This is a genomic window from Bacillus alkalicellulosilyticus, from assembly GCF_002019795.1.
Lineage (GTDB): Bacteria > Bacillota > Bacilli > Bacillales > Bacillaceae_F > Bacillus_AO > Bacillus_AO alkalicellulosilyticum.
This window is the reverse complement of sequence record NZ_KV917381.1, coordinates 2126055-2139604: the sequence shown is the minus strand read 5'-3', so window position 1 is coordinate 2139604 and position 13550 is coordinate 2126055. Positions and strand designations below refer to the sequence as shown.

At 37.0% G+C, this 13550-nt stretch carries 10 protein-coding genes and 1 riboswitch; of the genes, 2 read left to right on the top strand and 8 right to left on the bottom strand.

The genetic code is table 11. The features are described from left to right. Window positions 1–15: 15 nt before the first annotated feature. On the top strand, window positions 16–336 hold the full coding sequence (locus BK585_RS10865; RefSeq protein WP_078553472.1) for a 2Fe-2S iron-sulfur cluster-binding protein: 321 nt from the start codon (window positions 16–18) through the stop codon (window positions 334–336). A 61-nt stretch (window positions 337–397) separates the two neighbouring features. Here BK585_RS10865 and BK585_RS10860 read toward each other — a convergent pair whose 3' ends face one another. The 5 genes from BK585_RS10860 to BK585_RS10840 form a co-directional block, all read right to left on the bottom strand. Next, a complete protein-coding gene (locus tag BK585_RS10860; protein WP_078553471.1) occupies window positions 398–1651 on the bottom strand; it encodes a ribonuclease H-like domain-containing protein in 1254 nt (417 codons plus the stop codon). Beyond that, window positions 1635–3929 carry a DEAD/DEAH box helicase gene (locus tag BK585_RS10855; protein ID WP_139367660.1) on the bottom strand — a complete coding sequence of 765 codons (2295 nt, stop codon included), beginning with the start codon at window positions 3927–3929 and terminating at the stop codon, window positions 1635–1637. Before BK585_RS10855 ends, BK585_RS10860 begins: the two co-directional genes overlap by 17 nt. A 111-nt stretch (window positions 3930–4040) precedes the next feature. Further along, window positions 4041–5285 (bottom strand): sugar efflux transporter, encoded by a 1245-nt coding sequence (locus tag BK585_RS10850; RefSeq protein WP_078553469.1) that lies wholly within the window; start codon window positions 5283–5285, stop codon window positions 4041–4043. A gap of 720 nt (window positions 5286–6005) precedes the next feature. Beyond that, complete coding sequence (locus BK585_RS10845) at window positions 6006–7046, bottom strand: glycoside hydrolase family 11 protein (RefSeq protein WP_078556752.1); 1041 nt, start codon at window positions 7044–7046, stop codon at window positions 6006–6008. 445 nt (window positions 7047–7491) lie between these two features. Beyond that, on the bottom strand, window positions 7492–8718 hold the full coding sequence (locus tag BK585_RS10840) for a DUF438 domain-containing protein (protein WP_078553468.1): 1227 nt from the start codon (window positions 8716–8718) through the stop codon (window positions 7492–7494). Between the two features lie 207 nt (window positions 8719–8925). Here BK585_RS10840 and BK585_RS10835 point away from each other — a divergent pair, with 207 nt between their 5' ends. Continuing rightward, window positions 8926–9930 (top strand): DUF3231 family protein, encoded by a 1005-nt coding sequence (locus BK585_RS10835; RefSeq protein WP_078553467.1) that lies wholly within the window; start codon window positions 8926–8928, stop codon window positions 9928–9930. An 85-nt stretch (window positions 9931–10015) separates the two neighbouring features. Here the strand turns inward: BK585_RS10835 and BK585_RS10830 are convergent, their stop codons facing one another. The 3 genes from BK585_RS10830 to BK585_RS10820 all read right to left on the bottom strand — a co-directional run bounded on the left by BK585_RS10830 (window position 10016) and on the right by BK585_RS10820 (window position 13541). Next, complete coding sequence (locus BK585_RS10830) at window positions 10016–10720, bottom strand: MgtC/SapB family protein (protein WP_078556750.1); 705 nt, start codon at window positions 10718–10720, stop codon at window positions 10016–10018. 119 nt (window positions 10721–10839) lie between these two features. Next, window positions 10840–12213, bottom strand: a complete 1374-nt coding sequence (gene mgtE, locus BK585_RS10825) for a magnesium transporter (RefSeq protein ID WP_078553466.1) — start codon at window positions 12211–12213, stop codon at window positions 10840–10842. A gap of 244 nt (window positions 12214–12457) precedes the next feature. Beyond that, a riboswitch (M-box (ykoK) riboswitch) is annotated at window positions 12458–12622 on the bottom strand. Window positions 12623–12716: 94 nt separating this feature from the next. Continuing rightward, window positions 12717–13541 carry an aldo/keto reductase gene (locus BK585_RS10820; RefSeq protein WP_078553465.1) on the bottom strand — a complete coding sequence of 275 codons (825 nt, stop codon included), beginning with the start codon at window positions 13539–13541 and terminating at the stop codon, window positions 12717–12719. Window positions 13542–13550: the final 9 nt, after the last annotated feature.

The following is a 13550-nucleotide window of genomic DNA, read 5'->3' as shown; positions in this document are numbered from 1 at the left end:
AGGAGGAATAAAAAAATGCCAAAAGTTACAGTTCCAGGTCACGGTTCTTTTGAGGTTCAAGAAGGTACCAAATTAGTGCTTGCCCTTGAAGACAACGGGGTCAATATTCTTCATCGATGTGGTGGGAACGCAAGGTGTACAACTTGTCGTGTAGAGGTCGCTGAAGGAGACTTTGGAGACTTAACCCCCATTGAACAACAAGCCTTCGCTGCTAAAGGAGTTACTGACGAGTTACGTCTCTCCTGTCAAGTAAGAGTTACAGGTGATGTGACTGTTACACCAATAATGACTGTGGAAAAGAATAATATGGATGCTGGGCCAAGGCCGAGCGAGTAAGAAGTATTTATGGAAGAGGCTGACTCCAAAGGAAAACTTAAGTCAGTCTCTATCCATCATATTACCCGTTATGACATTTATTTGATAACCGTTGAATTCTTTTTTTAATCTCGAAACTTTCTTTTTCTTGATTTGACAGTTTGGTACAGGTAGCGTTACATTCCTGAGCTAGCTTTGAATAAACTAATGCCTTTTCAAAATCTTTATATTGGTGTTCATATATCATTGCAAGTTCAATATACCACTGAATAATTGGAAATGAATATGTAGCAATGGCTTGCTCTAACAGGGATGTCATTTCTGAAAACATTGCTTTTTTCTTATATAGTTTAGCTAGTGGCAATATCGCTTCCTGACTATAACTATTTTCTATTTGAACTACTTTTTCATAACCAGCAAGCGCTATATCAAGTTCTCCAATATGCTCATACCATTTCGCCACTTCAAATAATTCTCCTGCCGATAAGGTTTCACCAACATGGTCTTGAAGTAGCTTTGACATATGAATATAAAGGGTAATTAACGATAACACGTCCCATTCATTATGAGTTAGTACTCCTTCGATATAATCTGGGTCTGGCTCATGGAGAAAATCAAAATAAAGCATCGGAGCCAAATATCCTGGTGTATCTTCGACTCGGTGATAACCTAAGATTTCTTTTTCGACTATTGATAATTTACAAGAAGGTAGTTCCTTTTTCCAAAGTCGCCTGGCCCCGTGTAACAAATCAAAGTGTCCAAAAGCAGGCAGTTTAGGCACTTCATTTCGGACAAACGTATGTCTTGTTTTCACTTGCGGCCAATCAAATGCTTTTCCATTATACGTCACTAGATTTGAGAAATCTTTGACATCGGTTAAAAACTGATAATATAACGCGGCCTCATGTTCAGGTCCTGGCAAAAAAAATTGCTTTACAGTTACTCGATCAGATAAAACTTGGCTATAACCAAGTAAGAAAATACAATTTCCTGCACCACTGCTTAATCCCATCGTTTCTGTATCAAAAAACAGCAAATCACGAGCTTGCCTTCCGTCTGTCGCGATAGGATGTTTACTCGCCATCTTGTTCCAGTTCTTAACAACTCCATGAAGTTCCTCAAATGAATATCGTCCATGTTTCGTTGACAATGGAAACGTTTTTTCTCGAAGCATAATATAGGAATCATCAACTTCTACAGGTTTTGCATCTAACTCGGTCCATTTGTTTAGAAATGGGACGTCAGCTTGAATAGGAGCTGGCTTACTTCCCTCTTTAGCTGCCTCTGTTATACCCATATCTTTCTTAAGGCGTGATAATTTACCCTTTAATGACATCTGGATCATCCTTTTCAATAAGAAGCATCAATTGTTTCACTTGTGTCTTACTATTCTTCCCTTCTTCATAAATCGCTCCGACACAAGATGGACACCCTTCCTCACATGGACAGCTTGAAATGATGTCATTTGCCCTGGCTAAAATGATTTGAAAGTTCTTATAAACCGTCTCGCTAAGTCCAATTCCTCCCGGATAGCGGTCATAAAGGAAAATCGTTGGCGCTTCAGAGTGGACAGCTTTAATTTGTGGAACGACATGAAGGTCATTGCGGTCGCACATCACAAACACAGGGGCGACATGCTGAATCACATTGGCTAATCCCGTTAATGCTTTTTCGACCGATTCTTGTCCAAGTTCTTTGATGATATCCTTTGAAAACGAAACCCACATTGCACTTGTATGAAGTTCTTCTTCCGGAAGGTGAATAGGTCCAGAGCCAATCGTTTCAAATGATGTAAGCTTAATTTTCTTAAAAATCGTGGCCATCGCATTTACCATAACATCACCATAGCCAATCGAAGCTTTCTCCATTTCCACGGATTTATCTTCTTCAAGAACTTTTAACTGCACCGCTAAATTGGCATCTGTAAAATAATCAACTTCTACCTTTCGAACAAACGCCTTTTTTTCGTCCCAATCTAACAATTCAACTTGATGCTGAATTCCTTCATGAAGGTAAATCGCTTCATCATGTAATAATGTCATTGCACTAAAACGGTCCATTTCTCCAATTACTCTCACGTTGGCCACATCTGATTGGTCAATGATAATGACATTTTCCTGTGATGCTGAGCGAAGGCTAATGTTATGCGCGGGGAACGAATCATTCATCCAATAATACTTAGATCCTTTATGATGGAGAACTTGTTCTTCACTTAAAAATTCGAGAATCTCTAGAATATCGACACCATCAAATGTTTCATCGGCTTTAAAAGGAAGTTCATATGAAGCACATTTGAGATGGTCTACTAAAATAACAAGATTATCTGGATTAATTCGGGCCGATTCTGGTGACCGCTCAAAGAAATATTCAGGATGAGAAATGACATATTGGTCAAGTGGACCTGAATTGGCAACCATAATGATTAATGACTCATCTTGACGGCGACCGGCTCTTCCTGCTTGCTGCCACGCACTGGCAATCGATCCTGGATAGCCATTCATAATACATACTTGTAGCTGTCCAATGTCGACTCCTAATTCAAGCGCATTCGTACTGACGACTCCGATAATGTTTCCATTTCGTAAGCCTCTTTCGATATCACGTCTTTGTTTAGGTAAATAGCCTCCACGATAGCCACGGATCGTTTTATCTCCAATTTCTTTTTTTATGATTTCTTGCAAATGGCGTAAAATAATCTCAACACGGACACGACTTTTAGCAAACACAATCGTTTGGATTTTTTCTTTTAAAAATAATTTTGCTAAAGCATTTACTTCTACTGTTGCGCTTTTGCGAATGTGCAATGGTTTATTAACAATTGGTGGATTATAAAAGACAAAATGCTTTCGTCCTCTTGGTGCACCGTTGTTATTAATCAGTTTCATTTCTGTACCCGTTAGCTCAGAAGCTAATTCTTTCGGGTTAGCTATCGTTGCCGAAGTACAAATAAACGTTGGGTAACTTCCGTAATATGCCGCAATTCTTTTTAATCTGCGGATGACATTGGCGACATGGCTACCAAATACACCTCTGTACGTATGGAGTTCATCAATGATGACGTATTTTAAGCTTTCAAAAAAAGCGACCCATTTTGTATGATGTGGCAATATCGCAGAATGAAGCATATCCGGATTCGTAATGACAACATGACCTGCTTTTCGGACCGCTTGTCTAATCGTTGGCGCAGTATCTCCGTCATACGTATAGCATTTTAAATCGATTCCGATTTCTTCTATGATTTCATTTAACTCACTTTTCTGGTCTTGAGCGAGTGCTTTAGTCGGAAACAAATAAAGAGCACGGCTCTCCTCGTTTTCAACAATCTCTTGAAGAACGGGCAAATTGTAACACATCGTCTTCCCTGATGCTGTTGGTGTTACTGCGACAAAGTTTTGTTTTGCATATGCCGTATCAAATGCCGTTCGTTGGTGGCTGTATAATGATGAGATCCCTCTATTTTCAAGCGCTTGACAGATGCGACGATCCAAAGCGGGAGGAAACTCTGCATAACTTGCAGGAGTTGGCTCACTCACATGCCAATGTGCAATATTCTCTTTTAATTTTTCATCTGATTGTAAAAGGTTCATACAATCTTGTAATGTTTTTTTCCCTATCATATATACTTCACCTCTTCACTTCTTCTTTTATTTTACCGAATGTACGTTTGTTTTTCTAGTATGAATAACAAAAAGACACTATTATCCAAAAATAATAGTGTCCTTACGTTAAGCCCCTACTCTTTCATCTAATGTATTGTCGTTCATTTTTTCTTTTCCGAAGAGTAATAGAATAAGGAATCCAACACCCGCTAATGCGGTACATACTATGAATACACCTTGATAGCCTAAGTATGTTGCGATGATTCCAAAGAATAAGAATCCTAGCATTTGCCCTAGTTTATTTGTATTCATATAAAGCGTCGTAGCTGTCCCAGGTTCTTTAGGAAGGAAGTTTTGAAAATACGTCACGGCAATTCCCATGGTTATGGAGACTTGCGCAGCACTAATGATTTGCAACGGATAGATTTGCCAAGGGGTTGTGACAAATGATAACAAAAAGAAATAAATAACAGATAAAAGAAAACCGATTTTAATTAGAATACGATTATCCACTCTCGTCGCAAGAATACCAATCCAAATCATTAACGGAACTTCAAAAATCGGTGGTATGCTATAAATGATTCCTACATGCATCTCAGTCCCACCGAGAATTTGAGTGACATAGATTGGGATGTTCATCATATTCATCGATGTCGCCATCGTTAAAAGCAAAAACGCCGCAATGTTCGCAAAGATATGAGGCTTTGCGATAAACTTTCGAAGATTCACAGGTTCCTGCTGTGTCGTAACCGCATTAGGAACTTCTTTAAACGCAATCAGAATGACGACGAGCGACAGAGCATAACAAAAAGCCGCAAATAAAAATAAACCCGTAAATCCAGCCAGTAATAATACCCAAGCCGCTAACGCTGGACCTACCGTCCACGCTAACGCAAAAAACATTCGAAACACATTCATCACATATGGTGTTTCTTTTTCAGGCACATCGGTTTTCTTTAACGCTTCACGCGCATAAGCCCATAGCTGTGGTACAGTAGCCGTTGCAATTCCTAATAGAAATACCGCAATAAGTAAAAGTAAAAAATAACTTCGAATAAATGCAAACGAGCCAAAGCCGATAATTGCTGCGACTGTTGTAATTATGAGAATTAACTTACGACTGACATTTCGGTCTGAGAGTTTTCCAAGGTACGTACTAATGATAACCCCAGACAATGACATCGCCGTCATAAAGATACCAAACGACATATTGCTCATTCCGACTTCACCAATACCAAACAGTGAATAATAAGGTGTAATAAAAGCCATTGAAAGTCCTAACAGAAAATTCATTAAAAACAATATTGGAAACATCGGGATATTCCAAACGGAAAGCGTCCGTTTTTTAACTCCTGCTAAAAACTGGTTCATGATTGTAGAAACCTCCTAAGTAAAAAACACATTGCTCCATTGTAATACCGTTATGTAAAACTAACAACTGGCAGATTGCACAAAAAAATGTGGTGGATTTAGGTTACTAATATACGTACTATACGTCTCTTCATACTTGTCTGAAAAGAGAAATGAATTGGTAGCGGTTTCATTCTAATAGACTGAGGATACTTTCTCTCATGCGAACGTGCTTTCTACCCTCTTTGCTATTTTCGTGTACGCATTTGGATTTGCGAACAACCATTTTTAGCTTTTCTACTTCGATATACGCATAAAATAGAAAAGAAGCTCGCTTCCTTTACAGATCACGCGCTTCATTTAATGAATATATGTGTTCGACTCATATATTTGCAATTATATTTTATCTGTGTTATAATATGTTTTACGTTATACGTTAATAGCTATTGCAAAGTTTGTATTTTAAAAATTATTGGCATTCTATCGATGTTTTTTTCGGAACACTTATTCACACTGGATCGGTCATGGAGCCGTTAGGACATAAGAGAGGTAGGGCTTATGTTGCTTAGGTTAAAGAACCTCATGAATAATTCCGCGGCTATATATACAAGTTATACTCTATTTACTTATACGTAATTACAAATGCGAACGAGGATACCTCGTTCGCATTTTCTAATCTATTGGGAAAATACATAATATAGATAATAATCAGAAAATAGTATGCATACTTGTTCCTTCTGATTATCTTATTTCTATATAATCAAGAAATGCATCCCATGTGTTGTTATCCGCAGTTACAATGAGTTCAACCACTTGGTTTCCAGTTCCGTGGCTGACATTGTCTATTGTATAAACTGCTGGGTGTGGTCCACCATAATAGAAGGTACCTTTATGTTGTCCACCGACCCGTAAGTCAACTCTGGCCATATTGTTATTATCGGAAGCCCCACGTAACGAGAAGCTACTATTATTTTTCGTAAAGTTATGTGTAAATCTTACTGAATCATTGTTCGCATATAAAGCGACTCCATTAAATGGTGAACTAATGTTGCCAGTATACTGTCCACTCTTCGTCATGTTCTCTGCTTCCACTCTCGTTACAGTATTTGCAGGAGGTGGTGGAGGTGGAGTTGAACCGCCGCCTGAGCTGCCACCAATTGTAAGGTTATTACGAGTTACAGATGCGCTTCCGCTACTTTGGTAACCTTCTACCGTAAGAGCAACTTCATACATCTTACCCATTGGCATTCCTAGTCTTTCCCACGCTCTAAAGTGTTCACTTACAGATATCGTTCCACTCGTACGTTTTGATGTACGTACACTCCAGTATTGTTGGAAGGTTGCAGTTCCTTTGATGGAAGGTTGATTCGTTCGAGTGGTCTCATATATGTCATATGTACCCCCATCAACAGTAACCGTTCCTTTTCTTGTACCACCTGGTGGACGCCATGTGCCCCAGCTATCGACAATATAAAATTCTACAAGTGGATCGACAGCCCAACCATAAACCGTTAAGTAGGCATTCCCATTTGGATTAAAGTTTGCACTGTAATCAATTGACATGTTCCCAATTTGTTGATGTGTTTGAGTTTCATCAAATTTCTTACCTTTACGGAATAAAATATTGTTTACATTGCTCCACTGGGCACTAAACGTACCTCCACTATTAAGTGTCATTGAGCCTGAACCGCCGCTATCTTTCCAAAATTCATAGTCATATCCACCATGTGTTCCGATTTCATTAGAAGTAATTGTTTGCGCATGTACGTTTACTGCAGGCATAGTAAGTGCAACACAAAACAAAAAAGCCAAAACTATTCTAATATTCTTTTTCAAACGACATTCCTCCTGATATTTTTTATTGATTTTGTCTTTCTTTGTTGCTTTTTGTCACTCCTTTCCATAAATGTTATTGAAAGCGATTGCAAGGTTTATATTACCAAGATACATTTCATTCTTCACCACAAAATACTATAGGAGTTACTAGAAAAAATTAAGGTTATTTTGTTTTTGTAAATATAGTATATTGTTTTGTTGAACATTATGTTTGTTTAACTGTATAACCGCACTATCCAAAATCTATGTTTAAAAGACTATTGATAGTTTCGAAGAAAAAGTATTTTACAATATTTTTTAAATGATGTATCTATGTTTATTTGGTTCTATTAAAAAAAGAACCAAGCATCTGCTTGATTCCTGACTTAATTATTGGACTTAGGAACTTCATTTAACTCATTAGTCTCTTTTCACCTTTTATTTCCTGAATTCCCTTTATGTTTTGTGTAAACTCTAGCGTCCCCATATACTCTCCTTGTTCATTCCTTACGGCGAAATAGCGAACATAGACATACTTATCTTTAAAATGAAGCCAAAAGTCCTCTGTATCTTTTTCCCCTGACTTAAAGTCATCGAGCAATGCATTTACAATATGAGCGCTCTTTGGAGGATGACAATTTTGTACAGTTCGTCCAATAACTGATTTTGTTCGATGGAAGATTCTTTCTTTGCCGTGCGAGAAAAATCGTACCACATCATTTTCATCAATAAACGTAATATCAACTGGGAGATGATTCATCATTAAGTCGATTTGCTCAATGTCCAAGATTCCTGTTTCGAGTTGAATTGTTCCTTCTTTTAAAAATACATTTGTTTGTAAATCAACGCGTTCAGGATGCCATGTTTCTGGTTCTTCAATAAACGTATATCCAATGACGTGGCCTTCTCGTTCAATCTTTACCCACTCATCTTCCGTTAGTTTTTCCAGTGCCATTGGCAATAAGATGTTCTCTTCTTTATAGATCATTTCATTCACTTCAGATATGATAAAATCGATTCGTTCACTTACTTCTTTATCTGCCCCGTCTTTAAGTGCAGAAATTGCTGATTTTATCTCAGCACGAATGTTATCATCAACGCCCCACATTACTTTTGTTGGACCAAAAATGCCGTATCTCTCTAGATAAGGAAATAGTAAGTTTTCTTTTCGACTATAATGCTTATCAATTTCTAAGAGCTTAGTGAGGTCGTTCAGTAACTTTTCTTTATTGATGTGTTTTTGTTCCTTTATATAGCGATCTTTATGAAGACTTAATGTAAAATTAACAAATTGATTTATTAATTTATTTTCTAACAAAAACGTATGAACAGGATGACCTTTTACTGTTTTTAATGCATCTACCCCATGTATTTCTTCAATTGAACCTTTAAATACATTTGTATGCACAGAACATAGCCTTTGAATTTCTTCAACGGGTATGCCTTCTTCCTTCATAAGAGTGTGTTCTAAGTGGGAAATTTCCTCGACACTTATTTTTTCAATCGCTTGTTGAAATCGTTCTTTCACTTCATCTACACTTTTTCCTTCATGTAATTCTAAAATGATTTCCTTTAGGATTTGCTGTCGCTCATAATTTTCTATTTTTATTTGTTCCCTATTATTAATAAGCTCACTCATTGGGAAACCTCCTCTTAATTTCTACTGATATTGATTCTCAGCTAAAACAATAACACAGAGGTAACCCTCGTTCGGTGATGTGCATCACTACTAAATCTACGTTCATAAAACTGTCACTTTGGACTCTAAGGATTTATTTGGAATGGTAAAGCAATTCAATTAGGGAAATTCTAGTTGTAAAGAGAAAAACGAGGAGGATTCACTAACATGCCAGATAAACCGTCACTAACTTCAAGCGAACTTGGATCGCTTTGGTTAACTTATCAAGAAAAAACAATGCTTTTCCAAATCGTTGATTATTTAAAAACGAAAGCAGATGATGAAAATTCACGAAAGATTCTTAGTGATTTACATCGCGACATCTCAACCTTTATTAATCGAATAAAAGACATTCTCCAAAATGAAGGTGCGATTATCCCTTTAGGATTCACAGAGAAGGATATCCATAAAGATGCACCACAACTCTTTGATAATGGGTTCGATATTATCTTTATTCGATTATTAAAAGAAATCAGCATGGGAATGCATGCAATTCATATGACAATGGGCTATCGCCAAGACATCATCCAACTTTATCAGGATCTTACGGTCATGGTACAACAGACATACCACAATTGCACTACCTACTTAAATGAAAAAGGATTGCTCGCAAGACCACCATACGTATCAATGCCAAAATCAATTAATTTTATTCAAGATACAGCATATATGAGCGGGTTAAATCCTCTTAAACAATCAAGACCCTTAAACACAGTTGAAGTTGGGCATATTTATAGAGGTATTGAAACAAATATTGTAGGAATACAGTTAATGACAGCTTTTGCTCAAACAGCACAAACTCAAGGAGTAAAAGACTATTGTAAAAAAGGAAAAGGTCTTTCTCAAAAAATTGTAGAGGACTTTCAAAAGGTATTGTCTAAAAGCGATATTGTAACTCCAAGTCCTGCAGCTGGTCACATCACAAAGTCTACCGTTCCAGCATTTTCCGATAAGTTAATGATGTATTGTACAAGTCTTTTATGTAGCTTTGCCCTTGGAAGTAACGGGTTAGGTACTGCATTTAGCTTAAGAAGTGATTTACCAGTAAAAATGGCTTCCTATTCAAAAGATATTTTTGATTATGCGATGGAGGGTGGGAAATTAATGATTAATCATGGCTGGATGGAAGAACCTCCTCAGATGGAGAATCGAGAACAGCTTGTTCATATGTAATTATAGAGGCCTGGACAAAAGGTTGTTTACTTTTTGTCTAGGCCTTCAAATAATTTAGTGTAATCACTACTGTTTTTAAAATTAATTAAAAACCAGATAGTTGTTGAATTTCTACAGTTCTCACATACTCAATATTTCTAATAAAATTGTATAATTCAGTGGTGTATCTTTTCTCGGTTGTTGATATTGTAACGTTTAGTTGTTGGCTTCCATTTTCTAATGCTTTTATATTTGTAATTCGCAAGTCTAAATCTCTTTTCCCCTTCGAATTCAGCTTTTCCATTTCAGTGATTAAGTCAATCATCTGATAATTAGCTTCTATGACAATCGTTACGGATACATCATTTTGCCGTAATGCAGTTGGACCAATAGCCTTTATAATAAAGGGTAATACATTAACTGAGATTATTAATAAAATAACAGCTATAAATGCTTCCACATAAAATCCAGCACCTACAGCAATTCCTAACCCAGATGCAGCCCAAATCATAGCGGCACTTGTTAGTCCTGAGATAACATCGTTTTGTCTTCTCAAAATGACTCCCGCGCCTAAAAAACCAACACCACTAACAATCTGAGCTGCCAATCTCATTGGATCAACCGCATTATAAGTCGGAGTAGCAAATTTATAAAAAGACTCAATTGATACAATGGTGACTAGGCAACTCGCAACACAGATAACCATACATGTTTTTAAACCGAGCGGCTTATGTTTAAGCTCACGATCAATCCCGATTAACATACCAAATAATAAAGCAATACTAAGCTTAAGTAGGAGTTCGAAATTCAAGTCCAATACCTCACCTCTCCATATCATTATTTCATTCACGGTTCGTAACATAAATGAACAAAAAGGAGTCACAAAGGCGGTATACCTAAGAACTCCTTTACTTTTTTAATGATACCGTTTTAATTAGGTAAATATTCTATGAATGCTGTTGCAATTGAAAAATAAATCAATAATCCCATAATATCATTAATTGTAGTGATGAAAGGACCGGAGGCAACTGCCGGGTCAATCTTTAATTTATTTATGATTAATGGTACAGTGGCTCCAACCATAGTTGAAATACTTAATGTTAAAAAAATAGAAACGCCAACAATTAATGGCAATACATAACCACCTTCAGGAAATACGAATGGGACAATTAAAAGTAACGTAATCGCACACATTAAACCGAGCATTAATCCCGTACCAAATTCCCGCTTTAACATTTTTCCTAATGAAGATTTCTCGGCAGAACCTAACGCTAACGCACGAACAACAACCGCTAGTGCCTGTGTACCTGTGTTCCCAGCTGAATCCATAAGTAAAGGAATAAAGACCGCTAAAAGTATATACGTTTCTAATGTTTCTTCAAATCCTCCGATAACTCCACCAGTTATTAATCCTAAAAACATAAGCATTACAATCCATGGTGCTCTCTTTTTTGCAGCAGTAAATGATGAAATATTTGCATCCATAGAGCCTCTTGCTGCTGTTAATTCACCAAAGTCTTCTTCTGCTTCGTCTTCAATAACATCCATAATATCGTCGACAGTAACTATCCCAACTAGTTTTCCTTCCTTTGTAACGACTGGTGCAGCTAGAAAATCATACTTTTTAATTAGCTTGGCAACCTCTTCTTGGTCATCCATTGTAGAAACAGAAACAACTCGAGTGCTCATTATATTTTCAATTGTTTCCGTAATAGGAGCAGTGATTAAATCTCTTAATGATACAACACCTACTAGCTTTTTATTTTCGTCTATTACATAAAGGTAGTAAATGGTTTCTGCATCTGGACCTTCTTTTCTCAACTGTTCAATAACTTCTGTTGTTGTGCTAACTGCCTTAACAACCATAAATTCCTTTGTCATGATTGCTCCGGCTGTTTCTGGTGGATAAGCTAATAATTCTTTAACCTCATCCGCTTCTTCCTTGTCCATTGACTTTAAGATTTTTTGAGCCTTGGTCTCAATGATTTCAGCTAAGAAATCTGCAACATCATCCGCGTACATTTCATTAAACATTTCAGCAGCGTACTTCTCGTTTAATTCCAATACAATATGTTTTTGAGCTTCAACCTCTAAAGACTGAAATATATCAGCAAATTCTACAGGTGCAAGAAAATTATAAACTCTTGCTCTTTTTTCCGCTTCTAGACTATTAAAAACCTCAGCTTGATCGGTAGGGTGTAACTCTAAAAAAACCTCACGGAAATGTTTTAATTCATTCGCATTCAATGCTTGAATCACTTGATTTGTATACTCTTCTCTTGTTTGTTCAGTTAGCCTTACCATGTTGAATTCCTCCTCTACATGGAATCCACGCTCCAATGTATGGATATGAAATGGATCCCAAGTCTCCATGTTTTTACTTTACCCTTTTTATATTTCAAATACTCCGTTGACCCGGGGTCAGGATTCCTATCCATTCCACACCACCTCCAATCTAAAATAAAAAACACCTTCACAAATGAAGGTGTTTTTGAACACAAATAATCAAACGTAACGTGTAAAAAAATACACAATACCGCCTTTGACGTAAACCCTCCATTCGTAGAGCTTTAGCACTGTGCGGCATAGGACAAGTCCAGCTACATTAAAAACCACCTTATGTCGATGGTTTCTGTTGACCCATTGGCGTCTTTGGACATTTTTGGGCAGCAGCATATCTCCAGCACAGGAGCCTCACCTAACGAGGTATATGTAATTCTTTTTTATGCTAAAGCAAGAATTTAAAATTGTCAACAAAAAAATAAAAAGTCAAGCAATTCTAAATTAGAGTTGCTTGACTCACATTATTATTTTACATGAAACTCATCTGGGTCTGGACCAATGCGTTCATTTTTGTTTAAAGCATCAATTTGGGCCATATCTTCTGTAGTTAGTTCAAAATCAAATACCCCGATATTTTCCTCAATTCGAGTTGGATTGCTCGATTTTGGTATTACAATTATATTATTTTGTAAATGCCATCTTATAATGATTTGAGCAGGTGTCTTTTTGTATTTTTGCGCCAAGGAAGTAATTTGTTCATTGGTAAGAACATCTCCTCCTTGCATTAAAGGAGCCCAAGCTTCAACAAAAATGTTATGTTTTGCACAAAACTCTCGAAGCTCTACTTGTGCATAATACGGATGTAATTCTACCTGGTTTAAGACGGGCGGAATTTTGCATTCTTGCAGCAATCTTTCTAAATGAGCGATTTTAAAGTTACACACACCAATTGCTTTAACTTTTCCATCTTCATATAGTTTTTCTAACGCTTTATATGTATCAATATAGGTGTCATCCTTTGGCATTGGCCAATGAACTAAGTATAAATCAATATACTCAAGACCTAACTTTTCCAAACTTTCATCAAACGCTTGCAGTGTCTGTTCGTACCCTTGGTTTGAATTCCATACTTTTGTAGTGATAAAAAGGTCTTCACGTGCAACTCCTGACTCACGAATTCCTTGTCCCACGCCCTTTTCATTCTGATAAATTGCAGCAGTATCAATCGAACGATAGCCGACTTCAATTGCTTTTTTTACTGCATCAACTGCTACTTGGCCGTCCTCTACTTTAAACACTCCAAAGCCAAGTTGTGGCATGGATAAGCCGTTATTTAATGTTACGTTCATGAAAATCAC